Origin of the sequence: Paenibacillus brasilensis, assembly GCF_009363115.1 — a bacterium.
In the GTDB taxonomy this organism is placed as follows: domain Bacteria; phylum Bacillota; class Bacilli; order Paenibacillales; family Paenibacillaceae; genus Paenibacillus; species Paenibacillus brasilensis.
Window position 1 is genome coordinate 1,944,842 of sequence record NZ_CP045298.1, and the last position, 15,799, is coordinate 1,960,640.

The window sequence follows — 15,799 nt, forward strand, 5'->3', positions numbered from 1 at the left end:
AGCCATGACAATTAAAAAAGAGTTGTTCCCATATGCCTGAGTAAACCGCGATATATGGGACAACTCTTTTATGGTTACTTCACAGAGCCTTGTGTAACGCCATTGATAATCCATTTTTGTGCCAGCAGATACACGATAATCATCGGCAGTAAGGCCATCAAATACGGGCAAAGGCCAGATTAAAGTCGGTATTGAACTGCCTCTGGAACACGTACTGAACGAGCGGCAGCGTATACTGCTCCGGGTCACTGATGATGATGAGCGGCAGCAGAAAATCGTTATAGGTAGGCAGACAAGTGAGAATTCCCACCGTAGCACTGATCGGCGCCATCAGCGGAAAAATAATGCGCCAAAATGTACCCCATGTCGTCGCACCGTCTACCGTGGCTGCCTTCTCCAATGCCACCCGAATGGAGCGAATATAGCCGACATACACGAAGGCATTAAAGGCCAAACCATACACCGTATGCAGCATAATGAGACCCAACAGAAGCCCCGAGGCCAATTTTACTATCGGCAGCATGATGATTGGAAACGGAATAAACATGGCGCTCACAAAGTAAAAATACAATCCCTTAAAAAAGCAACGCTGCATATTACGAGCAATCGCATAAGCGACCATTGAATTGGTCAGCAAAGTCAGGATGACCGTCGATGTCCCCATTTTACAGAAAGGCCTGCACAATGGAATTCAACTGCACAGCTTTGGGGATATAATGATCAGCAAAATCAATGACTCGCCCCGATTTAAAAAACGGCAGCAGCTCCGCCACACTCGGATCATCCTGCGTGACTCCCTTCACCGCTGAAAACAGCGTTTGCTCTGTAATGTACTGCTTGCTGTTCTCCGGTTTCAACAGAAAGGCAATAAACTCCTCGGCCTCCTTTTTATGCGGAGTGCTCTCCGAAAAGGCCAGCAGCGTATCGATACCGGACACCAGCTTGGCTGCCTGCTCGTCATTTCCTGTCGGTAACGGGAAAAATCCCAGCTCCACCTTCGGGGTTGGCTTTGCGAATTTCAGATATCGCCCAGGAGCCCTGGATGTACATCAATCCCTGTCCGTTAGCAAAGGCCCGGTTGCCGTCCGCATAGTTTTTGCCAAAATTGTCACCATGTCCATACTTCAGCAGCTCCAACTGCTTCTGTGCAACCTCGCGGTGCTTTTCCTGAAAGGTGACCTGGTTTTCACGTCGTTACAGGAAAAAATCAATGCCCACCAGATTCGACCCGAGTGCATTAAAGGGAAGGTTCGTTTGTCAATCATCCTTATATGTAAAATAAAATGGAATTTTACCAGCAGCCTGATCTTTTTCGCCGTTGCAATCAGTTCGTCCCACGTTTTGGGTACGTGTAATCCCATTTCTTTAAAAAGCGTTTTGTTGTACATCACACCATTCGCATTTGCAGCATACGGGATTCCGTACACTGGATCTATCCCGGTCACATCCTTGAGCATTTTAAGATAAATCGGGTCTACAGTACTGGGTAGCTTCGTGTTGGCCAAATCCGTGAAAATACCGCTCTGTGCCAAAATGGAGTAGGTATCGGTGGCTCCAAGCCCCACGATGTCAGGTACATCGGTTTTGACAACCCGGGTCAATAGCACGTCTCTGCCACCGGCGGGTTCACCTGTGTCACTTCAATACCGGGATGCTCCTGATTGAACTGTGCGATCAGCTTATCGAAGGAGCCCTTGGCCTCCGGCTTGTTCTGAAAAAACTCAATGTTCACCTTGCCTGAAGCGTTCTCCTTGTTGCATGCGCTTACAACAATGGCCAGCAGAAAGATAGCCGCCAACACAGACAGCTTTTGAACCCATTTCCACATGCTCATACCTCCTTTTCCCCTATGTCCGATCTATGCGGGATTAGGCAATTAATGCTCTTCCTTTATGGAAAAGAAACGATACACCTTATTTCAACATCACAATAGGTGTCATATGTGACCATTTTCAACATAGGATTAACTGGACTAAGAAGATGGAGGCGGTTGGTTTGTGAAAAGTTGGCGGTTTTATGGTAAAAAAGCATTCATTTTTCTGCTTTGTTCCAGTGTAGGGTTATTGAATGTGGGTACATCATTTGCAGCCTCTGGTTTTTATGTAAGCGGAAACAATTTGAAGGATGCCAACGGGAACAACTTTGTGATGCGAGGAATAAACAACCCCCATGCTTGGTTTGATGCACAAGCCTATCAAGCACTGGATGAAATAGCTGCGACGAAGTCCAACACCGTCCGCATTGTGTGGCAAACCTATGGATCGGCACAAAGACTGGGAGAGATCATTGAACGTGCTAAACAGCTCAAGCTAATTTCCGTGGTTGAGCTGCACGACGTGACTGGCAGCAATGATGCCAACCGCTTGGATGACATGGCTCGTTATTTTGCTGATCCAGCGGTAAAAAAAATACTGGCTGATAACCAGAGGTATGTTCTCGTGAATATCGCCAATGAATGGGGCGACAACAACCTGGCCGATGCCGCATGGCGGGATGCTTACAAAACTGCGATTACTACACTACGCAACGCAGGCTTGCCGAATACGATTGTCATTGACGGCTCAGGCTGGGGACAGTATGCTTCCCCGATCAAGGCTTATGGTGCAGAACTGCTGCAGCATGATCCCAAGCATAATCTTTTATTTTCCGTCCATATGTATGCCAACTATAATGACTCCAGTAAAATCGGCTCTGAGCTGCAAGCCATCAAGGACAAGGGGCTGGCGGTCATCGTGGGTGAGTTTGGCTACAACTACAACAATGGCAACAACAATCTGGGTACCACCGTGAACCCTTATGAGGTCATGAAGCAGTCCCAAGCCAAAGGCATCGGCTATCTGGCCTGGTCCTGGACCGGCAATAACAGCGAAAATGCGTGGCTTGATCTTGTGAACAGTAGCGACTGGAAAACACTGACGACGTGGGGTAATACTGTGTTTAATGATGTCAACGGCATCAAGAACACCTCGAAGATAGCTTCGGTTTACTAAACATGAGGTATTGACCGGGAGAAATTAGTTATTAAAAAGGATCCAGCCGCCCTTCAAAGAGACGGTTGGATCTTTTTTACCTTTATGATGCCAGCTGCAAAATCTATTTCTAAAAAGTTCGTTTTTGCCATCGTGCACAACTAATAATAATGCACACCACAATCATTCCCCCTGTACACATCCAAAATTTAAATGAGTTGTCAACTCTTAGAGCAAGTACTATTTGTTGAAATGGGTCCATTAACATAATGAGTGGCCTAAACAATTTGAAGAGAAATGCAGATGAAAATAGAATAACTATATAGGCAAACAATGGTCGGGATATAAACAAGCATACAACGCTACTCAACATGAGCTTCACCAGGCAAACCATAGTTAACACGAGATAAAATGCAAGTACGTAAGGTATGGCATCAGATGAGGTAGAAGGTGTTGATGCACCATATTTTAAGAAAGTAGAGCTATGCGGGAAAAGCCACCATCCTGCAAGAACGCTTATAAACAATCCTGTCCCAATGAAAATGACCGTCGCGACCGATAGTGCGAGCATCTTGGCAAGCCAAAAACGCAAACGACGATACGGGCGCAACATGTAAAGCCTATACACCCCTGAATAGAGATCACCGCTCAACTGATCCACATACAGGATAGGCAGCATCGCTGTAGTTAGAAAAAGGGCAACCTCACTCATCATCAGCCATGGCAGGTTTAAATTATTGACGACCACGGTTCCTTCGCCAAAACGCATGACCTTTGTGCCAGTAATTTTATAACTCCATATAATCGCAAAAATTACTAATATATAGGATATATACAATCTAAAAGTAGACTTTCGCTTCCAAATCCGTTCCATTTCACTTTGCCAGATTCCCAGCATCAAGAAATCCCCCTAGCTTAAATAATCATCGGCCACAAAGCGGCGGTATGCCCCCCACGTAAACAAGATCAGATATAAACTAACAACGGTGACAATTGCCCCATTCACAGACAAACTTCCTATTAAGGAATTATCCAGCCCCGTATACTGCATATATGGAATAATCATAAATGTGACTACATTGTATAAATACGGTATATGAGAAACAAAGGATGCCAATTTTAGATACAACGGATCAAGCAACAGAGAACCCAAATTGTATACCATACAAATACCGATTGCATACGTTACACTCTTACTGTACATAGCGACAAAGCAATACAAAGAACTTATAGCTAATAGTGAGGCAAACGCCCAGCCATAGAATTCAAGAATTTGCAGTCGTCGGAATCCGGATAGGCTTGCGTCATTTAAATCATATGAATACTTCCATATTTCAACGATCACCTGCGATGAAACTGCAAATACAAGGAGAAGAAGCAAGATAGAAGTGTTCAAAACCAGCAACTTGCTCCAAAAAATCTGACCGCGGGTAAATCGACGCATAAATAATAGACGCAACCGTCCACTTCGAAATTCCTCAGTAAACACAGCGGCAGCTAAAGCAGCCACAGGAATGTTGCAAATTAAAGACAAATTCTCACGTAGACCTGTGACGATAAAACTTTGGGATAATATCTCTACTGGATCGTTCAAAGTGCGTAAAAAAAATGTCCCTGTCGAATAAGCTAGCACGGGTGTACATAAAACCATAAGCCAGAACCACTTTCGCTTCCACAATCGTTCGAACTCGCTGTATATCAATAACTTCATAGTCCCATTAATCCCATAAAAGCATCCTCCAACCGTTGGCCGTCCTCTACCAGCTGATCAGCAGGTCCCTGCCAAACTAGCCTACCTTCTTTAATTACAATGAGTTCGTCACACATCTGTTGCAATTCATCCAGCAAATGGCTGGAGATAAAAAAGGCATAATTCGCCGAATCACGCAGATGAAGCACAATATCTCTCAGTTCCCTCATCCCCATGGGATCAAGACCATTGGACGGTTCATCCAGCAGCAGAAGCTCAGGAGCACCCAGCATAGACTGCGCAATGCCTAGCCTTTGCTTCATTCCGAGAGAATAGTTTTTTACCTTGTCATCCCCCCGCGTTTCTAACCTCACCTTTGTAAGCAACTCTTCAATATGTATCTCCCGATCTGAGGGTGCGATTTCAGAGTGCAACCGTGACAAATTGCGCAGAACCTGCCTGCCTGTCATATAATCAAAGAAGACCGGAGATTCAATAATGGCCCCCACCTTGGACAGCGCCTTTTCCCGCTCAGTATGCACATCATATGAAGCTATCTTTACAGAGCCGCTGGTTGGCTGCATTAATCCAGTCATAATACGCATCATCGTTGTTTTGCCCGCTCCATTGGGCCCGATGAATCCATAAATCTTCCCTTTCTGAAGCTTAAATGAAATATCATTCAATAAATTCCTCTTTCCCATTTTTTTCGCTACCTGGTTGACCTCCAGTAAGAAGTCCGACATACCATTCCCTCCATCCTATAAATGATGAATATCGTTTGCACAAATTAGAAAATATCATATGTTGCGAAATGTGAACGAATTTCTTTGTTTGTAAAATAAAATAATAATAATTTATTAATACCAATCTATTTAATATATGGTTATTATATTCCACTCCCGTTCTCTTTCACCATACAAAAATAGCCCCTCAGCACACATGTTGCCCCAGGGCTATCCTTTTTATAAAATATTCGTTGCCAATCCAGCAACTAGTCTGTCACCTACTCCAGCTCGACCCACTCGCCGAGCAAAACGTCCAGCTCCGCTTGCAGCCCTTCACGCGCGTCTCACAGCTCCGCCAGGCGCGCCGTGTCGCTGCTTGTGCCGAGCAGCTCCAGCTCGGCATCCGTTGCCGCCAGCTCCGCTTCCTTGGCGGCAACGGCCCGTTCCAGCCGCTCGCTGGATGCAACAGGCGAGCGGGACGGCTTCGCGGCCTTCGCTCCGCGTGCCCCTGATTCCGCTCCAGCGTCGGACGACCACCAGCGACCCGCCGCCCCGGAGCGTGTACCGCTCGCATCGGCTCCGGTAGTCGCTCCTGTACGCGCAGCCGCACCCGGGCTATTACTGGCTGCACTGGAATGTGCAGCCATGCCCGAGCCTGAGCCGCCACCGGATGTGGCTCTGCTTGCAGATGCCGGGCGTGCCCCTGCATCCGCCTCGCGCTGCAGGCGGGCGTTTTCCAGCTCCCGCTTCTTCGCTCGATATTCATCGAAGCTACCCAGATAAAAGGCCAGCTTGCCATCCTCCAGCTCCCAAACGCGCCCAGCCAGCTTGTTCACAAAGTAGCGGTCATGTGAAATCGCCAGCACCGTTCCTGTGTAGGTGTCCAGCGCTTCCTCCAGCGCCTCGCGTGAGTCGATGTCCAGATGGTTGGTCGGCTCATCCAGCACCAGCAAATTCAGCTTTTTCATAACCAGCAGCGCCAGCCGCAAGCGGGACCACTCCCCACCGGACAGCATACTCACAGGCTTAAACACATCGGCACCGTAAAATAAATACTTCGCCAGCAGCCTGCGCGCTTCGCCTTCCTCCACGCCGGCTTCCTCCTTGAAGTAGGCAAGCACGGTCGCACGGCTATCCCGTTCTCTCTCTTGCTGCGCCAGATATCCATACTCTACGTGTGCTCCCCATTGTACCGTACCTGCATCCGGACTTTCCTGACCAAGGAGCAGCTTGAGCAGAGTCGTTTTGCCTGAGCCGTTATCGCCCAGCAGTGCCACCTTCTCACCAAATTCCAGACTACCTGTGGCCCCTTTTAATATTTGCCGCTCACCATAAGATTTGACGATTTCTTCAAATTGCAGCACCCTGCGACCTGAGCGATCCTCCAGCTTCAGGTGAAACTCAGCCCCCTGAGGGTCCAGTACAGGCCGCTTCACCAGTTCCATTCGTTCCAGAGCTTTACGGATCGAGTTCGCTTTTTTAAAAAACTTTTCGTTGTCTCCATTGCGGCCCCACTCTTCAAAACGCCGAATGGGCTCCTTCATCTTTTTAATCCGCTTTTGCTGTTCCTTATAATCCTCAAATTGCAGCAGCAGACGTTCTTTCTTTTCCTTGACGTAGCCGCTGTAATTCGTATAGTACGTAAACGCCTCCCCATCCTCCAGCTCAATCATTTTGACGGCAACCCGATCCAGAAAATAACGATCATGGGACACAACCACACACGCACCTGTATAGCCCTGCAAAAATTGCTCGAGCCATTCCAGCCCCTTCAAATCCAGATGGTTAGTTGGCTCATCCAGCAGCAACAAATCCGGCTGTCCGATGAGCTGTGATGCCAGCGCTATTTTGGTTTTCTCTCCACCAGACAATGAGCCGAAGCTACGCGTACACATGGCTTTGGGAATGCGTAGCCCATCCGCCACCTGGTCAATATTCGCATCCATTTCATAGCCGCCATTGCGTTCAAACCGCTCCTGCAAAGCAGCATACGATTGCAGCAGCTTCTCTAAGCGGTCCGCCGCCACACCCGGGTCTGACATTTCTCGCTCCAGTCTGCTCATCTGGCTGTGGCAATCCTTCAGCTCCCGATAGGCGTAGGCCAGCGTTTCATATACCGTGAAGCTCTCAAACTCCGCCGGGATTTGCGGCAGGTAGCCGATTTTCGCATCCTTGGCGATGACAAGCTGCCCGTCATCCGGACGGGACAGCCGCGCAATCAGGCGCAGCAGGGTCGTTTTACCGCTTCCGTTGCGGCCGATAAGCCCCACCTTTTCCCCGGTATGGATTTCAAATGATGCACTATCCAAAATCAAATTCGCAGCGTGGTATTTCTTCAATTGTTGACCATTTACAATATACATGTTCAGGCTCTCCTTTATTTAGGAAGACCCTTACCTGGGTAACACAAAAAGAGCCGCAGGAGCAACCCCGCGACTCTTCGGAAGATACAGCAATCCGTTCGAGTTAAGGTAGGCGTCTTCTCGCGATGTTTACAACCGTATGATTAAAATTGGACAGACTTCTCCCGTTGTATGGAAAAGCATGAACAATGCCAGCCATAGCAATCGGCAGCTGGCTAATACGGTTGTTCAGCATCTCGTGATTCACCTACCTCACCCCTCTCTTCATAATTTTGTGTAGTATAGTATGATTTTTCGGATAATGAAAGAAGGGAATGGCCTATCCACTATAAAATGGATTGGTGTCCGTGCCCTCTGACGGTCTGCGATGTTCCGGCTCTGGTAATTGAAAATACACCGCAGACAAAAGCAACAATTACAAACACCCCGCCAACCCAGGCATTCGTAGCAACAGATTCGCTATTCTCAATCACCACACCGCCCAAGGCAGAACCGAGAGCGATCCCGACCTGAAGTGCGGAGAAGTTAAAGCTTTGCTGAATGCTCCCCGATTCGGGTGCATTTTCAATAAGATAGCTTTGCATCGGCGGCGACAATGCCCAGCTCAATATCCCCCAGATGATCAGGAGCGGCGCAAACACATAAATCGAGTGAATCGAGAATGGCAGCAAGAACATCACGGCGATAAACACCCCAACGACGATTAGAATACTTTTCGCTGTGCCGAACCGGTCAGCCAAAGAGCCGCCAATAAAGCCACCGCTTACTGCCGCCAGTCCAAAGACGAAATAGGCCACACTAATCCATGAGGCGTTAAAGCCCATCAGACTCTCCAAAAACGGCGTGAAATACGCATACAGCGTGTAATGTCCTGCCAGTGTCAGCGTAGTGACCAGATGGGCACTGATCACTTTAACATTTTTTAAGGATTTCAATTGCTGGCGCATAGGCACAACCTGCTCTGTCGGAATTCGCTCCATAAACAAGTTGATTACGATCATAGCAACCACTGTCAACACGGCAATGATCAGGAACAGCACCCGCCAGCCAAATGCATTGCCAATCAGCACCCCGGCTGGAATACCAAGCACGATGGACGAGCTAACCCCCATGGAGATGACACCGAGGACTCGGGCCTGATAAGCCTTGGACACTACTTTGACTGCAATGGTCAGCGATAACGTCACGATCAGCGACCCGCTTGCGGCGGTAATGATACGGGACACAAACAATACGGCATAATTCGGACTCCAGAAGGCCAGCAGACTTCCCAGAAGAAAGATAAACATCGACCACAGGTATAGCCGTTTTCGTTCAATTTTGGCGGTCAGCGCCAATAAAGTCGGCCCGGCAATCGCGTAGACGAGGGCGTAGATCATAATAAGCTGACCTGCCGTACTTACAGAGACATTCAAATCTTGTGTAATCTGAGGCAGCACGCCACCGATAATTAACTCCACCAGCCCGACCGTAAAGGTCGCAAGCGTTAAGATAACTACTTTAAAGTTCATTACATTAGCTCCTTTGCTGTGATGTAAATCCCTCGTATGACGTAAAAAAATCCTGACCACAAGAAATGTACAAGACGTACACTTTTTGTAATCAGGATTTATCGGTTCCTGGTAGAGACCCTCAAACCATATTATTGAGGTTATACAAATGGGACATTCATTTATTACGCATTCACGAAGGTTATAGCTATTACTATAAAGGAGCCTTTGATTAAGTTCAACCCCCTACAATCGCAAAAATTCGCTCATAGCGCGATCCGCCAGATAAGGTAAATACTCATGACCGTATTCGTGATATCGTGATTCCGTGCAGCGCATCTGAGAGGCCGTGATCGACGTATTTCATCTTTGGACCATTGCCCCCTATTCTCAGGCTCTATAACCAAAAGCCGCTCAGCATGTCGCTGGAGCGGCTTTTGATGTTCATCGATTTTGCAAGCGAGACATCATACTCACTTGCAATTGAGGATTTTGCAAATCCTGATTTAAGAGCGTTGGGCGACAAAGGAATTGCCCGCCTGATTGAGAATCGGCAGCATCCGCATTTCCTGCCCCATCGAGGCTTGGCAAAGCGGACACACCGGTTCGCTCAAAAAGGTAAAATCCGTTCGCATCCAGCCGTTGCAGCCTTCGTTTGTACACGACCAAACGGCTGTATTTTCCTCTGGAATGATCTCCGGGGCCTGGCGTCTGTACATCTACATTCCCCCTCGGTTTTTATAGGGTAATCCCCTGTCGGCATGCTGTTCATTCTCTCCTGTGCGGGTATTAATATGCTCCAAACTCCGAAAAATATGCGTATTTTACCAAAATATTTATTTACGGATAGCCTTGGTCCAGAAGCCGCCATGGAATTGCTTTGGTTCCACCGTAATGACAAAGGCCTTGGGATCCAAGTCCAGAATCGATTGATACAGCTTATTCTGATTGTTCCGCTTAGCCAAAATTTCCATGACCAGGCGCTCTCCATCACGCCCACTGCCCAGCCAGGCGGTAACGCCGTATCCTTTATCCCGCAGCGCATTGGCAATGCCTCCATTGATCTCATTGCTGATGACCTTGACGGTGACGTAGCCGAGCGCTATTTTTTCCTCAATCCATGCCCCGATAAGAATACCTAACGCATAACCAATCGCGTATACCGCCAGACTCGCCACCTGATCCAGATACTTAAGTACTACATTCAAGCCAAGCACATAGACCGTAACCTCCACAGTACTAATGAGTGCAGCGATATATCGCTGTCCTTTCAGCGTTAAAATCATGCGCAGTGTATACGCCGACACGTAAATAATTTGAATAACGAGAATAAATAACAAAATTTTGAGCATACGCTCACTCCCCACTTCACGTTCTGGTCTGGCCCATACTCATCATTATACCCCTCTATGTTATACACAGACTCAGGTTTCGTATGACCTGCGCACGGGTAATAACTCACTACAGCATGCTGAATAATGTTCGATCACATAAAGGAGGGCAACCACATAAAGGATAACGGAATTAGCGATAAAATCAAAGGTCAGGTAAACAAAGCCAAAGGTGAAATCGAGGACCAAGTCGGGAATGCCACGGATAATAAGTCCCTACAAGCTGAAGGACGGAAAATAATCCTGATTTTTTGATATTCTAACGCACTGTACTACAAACAAGTCTCGCTATCTTGTGCAGCGGGCTTGTTTTATTTTGTTCGGATACCTTTGGAAAAAATATTTACGCAAACAGGGCAACTTTTACAGTTGCTTTTGCGTCTAACCAATATAAGCACAACCAATAATGACTCTTCCAAACTGTTGGATTTTGTATGCATTAATGTTACTCTAGTCTATGAATCAAGCTATAATTCTTAAATAAAGGGGTAGACCAACGAATGAAATCATTGAAATCCATGAAGAAACCTGTCATCATCACTGCCGTATCGGCCTTGGCCATCTCCGGAGCTCTTTTTAGCCAATCCACATATGCCGCACAAGTGACTAAGCCGATCCAAGCAGTATATAACAATATTAAAATCATCTACAACGGAACTGAAGTGCCTTACGACGCTAAAACAGAACCATTCTTACTAGATGGCGTAACGTATCTCCCGCTTAAGCTGGCAGGTACTGCCTTGGATAAAAAAGTAGACTGGGACGGCACCAACAAACGTGTGGTCATTGCTGACAAAGGCGTTCCGATTGATCAATCTACGGTGACGGCACTGAACAACCAGATTGCAACACTGACTCAGGAGCTGAACACAGCGAAAGCAGCGAACACGACTAAGGACGCTACCATCGCTCAACTGCAAAAAGACAATCAGACGCTAAAAGATGATGCAAGTAAAAGCAGTTCTAGCACCTTGAAGGATCTTGAGCGCCAATTAAATAGAGACTATCGCGATAAAAATAATGCCAATGCAGATATTACCTTGAAAGGCGATAAAAATGATATTACTGTGACTATTGAGTTGACAGAAAGTAGATGGAACGATATTTCGAGTAGTAGACAAAAATCTTATCTTGAAGATATTTCGAATGATATTTTGAGAACCTTTAAAGATGCTGATATTGATGGAACCGTCAAAAACTCCAATAATGGAAACAAACTTGCAACCTTTGAATCCGATAGCAAAGGAAAGGTGGATCTGGAACAATTATCCTCTAAAATTGATCTGAGCGAACTCAAAAGAGTATTACTCAATGACTTTGACCGCAAATACAATAATGTTTCTATAGACTTTAGTGTAAAGGGCGACTCAGGTGAAGTCACAGTGGATGCTTATGTTAAAACAGATGATTGGAACGGCTTAAACTACTACCAAAAGAATAGAATCCAAGAAGATATTATTTCAGACATTAGAAATAAAAATGTATCACGTGTAAAAGGTGTTGTTCATTCGAACGAAAACAATAGCACACTAGCGACATTCAACTACTAAGTTGAATAAATACTAGAAATAAGAGGGAGTCTAAAAATAGACTTTCTTGACAGAAAAGAAGACAAGGAAAGTAGCTTCCCTGTCTTCTTTTTCATAACTGGAATTTTTAGAAATCCGAACAATCAGTTAATCAACCTTCCTACGGAAGTAATATATTTTACATAATCTTTATCCGCATTGGTCGTATCTATATTTCTTGTATAAACCAAATTACCAGGAGTGGTGATTTTCACTTTGTAAAACATACTGGGTTTAGAATAAGGATCTACACTATAGGTCCCTTTGCTATAAACAATCATAGGATTAAAGTCGATTTGCTTGAAGATGGGCGATAATCCACTCTTATATGTGGCATGAATATCCAATACACCTTTTTTTCGATCCCAATCAAAGGAAGTAAGATCAAATGCATTTGCATCAACGACCTGGGCCAGGTCTTGTCCCTTAAAATGGATAAGAACAGGGCTTTCATTAAAGCTATCATGTCTTAGTGTCAATAATTCACGCTTGGGATCCCACCCCATCTTCGCGTCTGTATCTTTCACCAGAATGGATACCGGTAAAAACATCGCATTGCTTTTCATGATGGGGACTGTATCCATTGTCACTGGATCGCCGTTAACCGATATTTCAGGTGATCCGATCGTTGCGGTTACATCACGACCCAAAAGATCAACAGAAGCGGTTTTGTTCGCTGCATTGTATGTTACTTTACCACCCAATATATCCTGAGCCGCTTGGAGCGGTATAAGCAGTCTGCCCTTCTGATCCACAAAAGGTGATGCAGGATAGGTGTATAAAACGTAGTGATCATTGACCTTCAAGTGTATGGGGATTTGGCCATGAGCTTGCGCTGATGCCAAATTCGTGTTAGTAGCACCCAAACTTAATACAATCATAAGGCATATTAATAACCTGATTTTCATAATGCCCTCCTTGTTATTATTTAGGCTCAAAACCAAAATTATGGTGGAGGAGTCCAGTTGAGTATGCTTAACATGGAAAAACATCTGCCAAACCACATTGTTGTAAGTCTCACCCAACAATAAGGGAAATGACAGATGCTATTCCAGTATATTTTAGCTTGAGCCATTGTTTAACTAATTGTTCTTATCGATTCGGATTTCTGATCCACACACTTGGACCAAAATGAGTTATATAATCGGTGGGCCAATCAATCGTACCGAACCACTGACTTCCATCCCAAAAAGAGTAATCCCGATAGTTATCCCATGGATAATAATAATCTGAATTGAATTTTGAGACTACCACATCTGAAAACTCCCCATTGATAGCACTTCCATAGATATTGCTGCCATCAAAGTTTTTTTTCGCTATTGCCGTCACTCTCTTAACAGACATGGTTGATAGGTCAGAAGAGTCAAAAGAGGTTTGCATAACGACGATTTGATTGTAGTAGGCTAACAGATAAGCGTTATAGGTACTATTATCAATATAAAATTTAACTGAGTTAAATCCCTCGTAATTTACCCACGACTCTGTAAGATTATATTTATAGTCTCCATTTTTAATGTATCCTAAGTATCTTTGTTGGCCCGTTTGAAAGGAAAATCCCCCCTCGATTCTCCGTCCATTCTTCGCATCAAAACCGTAATACATCCATGGCTGTTCCCCTGTTCTTATGCCCTCAGCCCTTGGTAGAATAACACCTGCATTAACTCCATCAAAACCATCATAATCCAATTGAACCCTTGAGAAAGTTCCCGTTGTCCCTCCACTTACTTGTGATGGAGTGGGATTATATTTACTTGATATAGAAACATCATGTTTGTTGCTTGATTCACTCAAAGAGCTTGTTTCCATATAAGTAGCATCCGTTACACCTTCCTCTTTTGGCTCAACTTTATCGGCCATGCCTACATAACCTTTTTCTGAGCTGTATACTTCTCCATCAAGCGTAAGATATATGTATTCCGATTTGTTAAGCTTCTCCAGATTTTGTTTAAGATCACCGTTTTTTTGACTCTTTAACGATGTACTATCCGCTGTATTCAACAGTTCAGCAATAGATGCTTTCGGATTAACAGCGATCTTGTGTTCTTGAAGCTCATGGACTATGGCCCGCTGTTTGAGATTTTCAAAAAATGAAGCATCGTACGTACTAGATTTGGATTCCGCATAAGCGAAGCTTCCCGAAAGTGTGGAGAACATGAGGATGGTTGCTAACCCCATGCCAAAAAACTTATTTTTCCTAAACATACACAAACCTCCTAGTTATTTTTCATTACTAGTGTAACTCCACAATTATAGATTATCAACCATAATTTTCAATAGATACCTAAATAAAGATTATTTCATTTTACACATCATGACATATAGAAGGTTCTATTACAAAACAAAAAGAGAGCGCCGTTCAGCGCTCTCTTTGAATAAAGTATATAAAAAATAAGGATTTTAATAAGCCAAAGCAAAAAGTCCTTTAATGTGGGACAGGTAACGGATGTTACTGCCTTCCTTCATCAAAGTAGCTACAGCGCCTTTCAATTGGGTGCCATTCGCGCCTACCGTACCGATCGCGTCTGTTCTGCCCAAGCTGCCCAGCGTACCGGAGAATACCGGTGTAAACTGTTCCATCTTTGCTCCGTTAAAGTAAGCAAACAGGTTGTAACCCACCGTCTCGCCCATTTGCCAAGCCAACTGTGCAGTTGGAGGGTATGGACGCTCGCCTTCACCCGGGAACACCACTGCGCTGTCACCAGCCAGGAAGATGTCTTCGTGGGAAGTCGATTGCAATGCACCATTCACGGTTGCACGACCACGGTTTACTTCGATACCGGATGCGCCAACCAGTGCGTTGCCTTGTACGCCGCCTGTCCAGATCAGGGTGTTCGTTTTGATCGAACGTCCGTCTTTGAGCAGAACTTCGTCGGCTTTCATTTCCGTAATTGGAACACCAGCTACGATTTGAACACCACGTTTTTCAAGGCTTGTTACTGCACGATCAACCAGCGCCTGAGGGAAGCCTGCCAAAATAGATGGTCCAGCTTCTACACAGTAGAGGCTAATATCTTCGTAGTTAATGCCTTTCTCACGACAAACCACAGGCAGCTTGTCAGCATATTCGCCCACCAGCTCAACGCCTGTCAGACCACCGCCGCCGATAACGATTGTAGCATCTGCTTTGTTGCCGGATTGCTTGTAAGCATCCAGACGAGCTTCCACATGTGCGCGAATGCGATTAGCTTCTGCCACTGATTTCAGTGTGAAGCTATGCTCTTGCAGTCCTGGAATACCAAAGTAAGCCGTTTCACTGCCCAGGGAAATAACGAGAGCATCATAGCTCAACGTAGCGCCACTGGCCAAGGTTACTTTTTTATCGTCCGGTTTGATTTCCGAAACTGTATCCACCTTCAGGATAATATCTTTGTTACGCAGCAGTTTCTCCAAAGGAAGCGCAACAGCTTTTTCGGCAATTGTACCTGCCGCCAAACGGTGCAGCTCCGTAATAATTTGGTGCGACGCAAAGCGGTTTACCACTGTAATGGTTGCTTGGCTAGCGTCCAAGTGCTGACGCGCTGTGAGAGCAGCCAGCAATCCGCCGTATCCGCCGCCCAAGATCAAAATTTGCTTCGACATGTCCATCCTCCGTTCTCGATC

At 45.6% G+C, this 15,799-nt stretch carries 12 protein-coding genes, 4 pseudogenes and 1 riboswitch; of the genes and pseudogenes, 3 read left to right on the top strand and 13 right to left on the bottom strand.

The annotated features are described in order from the left end of the window. Positions 1-74 precede the first annotated feature (74 nt). Positions 75-658: pseudogene (locus GCU48_RS09175) on the bottom strand (carbohydrate ABC transporter permease); the annotation flags it as partial. Positions 659-668: 10 nt separating this feature from the next. Further along, a pseudogene (locus GCU48_RS28810) lies at positions 669-1,828 on the bottom strand (ABC transporter substrate-binding protein); the annotation flags it as partial. 169 nt (positions 1,829-1,997) lie between these two features. Here GCU48_RS28810 and GCU48_RS09185 point away from each other — a divergent pair. Beyond that, positions 1,998-2,990, top strand: a complete 993-nt coding sequence (locus tag GCU48_RS09185) for a cellulase family glycosylhydrolase (protein WP_152379797.1) — start codon at positions 1,998-2,000, stop codon at positions 2,988-2,990. Positions 2,991-3,099: 109 nt separating this feature from the next. Here GCU48_RS09185 and GCU48_RS09190 read toward each other — a convergent pair whose 3' ends face one another. From GCU48_RS09190 to GCU48_RS09220, 8 genes and pseudogenes are all read right to left on the bottom strand, one after another. Next, a complete protein-coding gene (locus GCU48_RS09190; protein ID WP_152379798.1) occupies positions 3,100-3,867 on the bottom strand; it encodes an ABC transporter permease in 768 nt (255 codons plus the stop codon). A 12-nt stretch (positions 3,868-3,879) separates the two neighbouring features. Continuing rightward, complete coding sequence (locus GCU48_RS09195; protein ID WP_152379799.1) at positions 3,880-4,680, bottom strand: ABC transporter permease; 801 nt, start codon at positions 4,678-4,680, stop codon at positions 3,880-3,882. Further along, positions 4,677-5,405 (bottom strand): ABC transporter ATP-binding protein, encoded by a 729-nt coding sequence (locus tag GCU48_RS09200; protein ID WP_152379800.1) that lies wholly within the window; start codon positions 5,403-5,405, stop codon positions 4,677-4,679. The genes GCU48_RS09195 and GCU48_RS09200 overlap by 4 nt, the downstream gene beginning before the upstream one ends. A gap of 260 nt (positions 5,406-5,665) precedes the next feature. After that, positions 5,666-7,750: pseudogene (gene abc-f, locus GCU48_RS09205) on the bottom strand (ribosomal protection-like ABC-F family protein). Positions 7,751-7,853: 103 nt separating this feature from the next. Further along, positions 7,854-7,997 (bottom strand): RAxF-45 family protein, encoded by a 144-nt coding sequence (locus GCU48_RS26845; protein ID WP_016822706.1) that lies wholly within the window; start codon positions 7,995-7,997, stop codon positions 7,854-7,856. 79 nt (positions 7,998-8,076) lie between these two features. Further along, on the bottom strand, positions 8,077-9,261 hold the full coding sequence (locus GCU48_RS09210) for an MFS transporter (RefSeq protein ID WP_152379801.1): 1,185 nt from the start codon (positions 9,259-9,261) through the stop codon (positions 8,077-8,079). 68 nt (positions 9,262-9,329) lie between these two features. Then, positions 9,330-9,429: riboswitch (purine riboswitch) on the bottom strand. A 317-nt stretch (positions 9,430-9,746) separates the two neighbouring features. Continuing rightward, positions 9,747-9,959 (bottom strand): cold-shock protein, encoded by a 213-nt coding sequence (locus GCU48_RS09215; RefSeq protein WP_152379802.1) that lies wholly within the window; start codon positions 9,957-9,959, stop codon positions 9,747-9,749. A gap of 117 nt (positions 9,960-10,076) precedes the next feature. Continuing rightward, positions 10,077-10,592, bottom strand: coding sequence for a DUF2179 domain-containing protein (locus GCU48_RS09220; RefSeq protein ID WP_068497656.1), 516 nt, complete (start codon positions 10,590-10,592; stop codon positions 10,077-10,079). A 156-nt stretch (positions 10,593-10,748) separates the two neighbouring features. Here GCU48_RS09220 and GCU48_RS27775 point away from each other — a divergent pair. Then, positions 10,749-10,865: pseudogene (locus GCU48_RS27775) on the top strand (CsbD family protein); the annotation flags it as partial. A 266-nt stretch (positions 10,866-11,131) separates the two neighbouring features. Next, positions 11,132-12,181 (top strand): stalk domain-containing protein, encoded by a 1,050-nt coding sequence (locus GCU48_RS09225; protein ID WP_152379803.1) that lies wholly within the window; start codon positions 11,132-11,134, stop codon positions 12,179-12,181. A gap of 122 nt (positions 12,182-12,303) precedes the next feature. Here the strand turns inward: GCU48_RS09225 and GCU48_RS09230 are convergent, their stop codons facing one another. The 3 genes from GCU48_RS09230 to GCU48_RS09240 all read right to left on the bottom strand — a co-directional run bounded on the left by GCU48_RS09230 (position 12,304) and on the right by GCU48_RS09240 (position 15,778). Continuing rightward, positions 12,304-13,107 (bottom strand): copper amine oxidase N-terminal domain-containing protein, encoded by an 804-nt coding sequence (locus GCU48_RS09230; protein ID WP_152379804.1) that lies wholly within the window; start codon positions 13,105-13,107, stop codon positions 12,304-12,306. A 184-nt stretch (positions 13,108-13,291) separates the two neighbouring features. Beyond that, positions 13,292-14,401: a hypothetical protein gene (locus tag GCU48_RS09235; RefSeq protein ID WP_152379805.1), complete on the bottom strand. Its 1,110-nt coding sequence runs from the start codon at positions 14,399-14,401 to the stop codon at positions 13,292-13,294. Positions 14,402-14,596: 195 nt separating this feature from the next. Then, positions 14,597-15,778 (bottom strand): NAD(P)/FAD-dependent oxidoreductase, encoded by a 1,182-nt coding sequence (locus GCU48_RS09240; RefSeq protein WP_152379806.1) that lies wholly within the window; start codon positions 15,776-15,778, stop codon positions 14,597-14,599. Between the last annotated feature and the right edge of the window lie 21 nt (positions 15,779-15,799).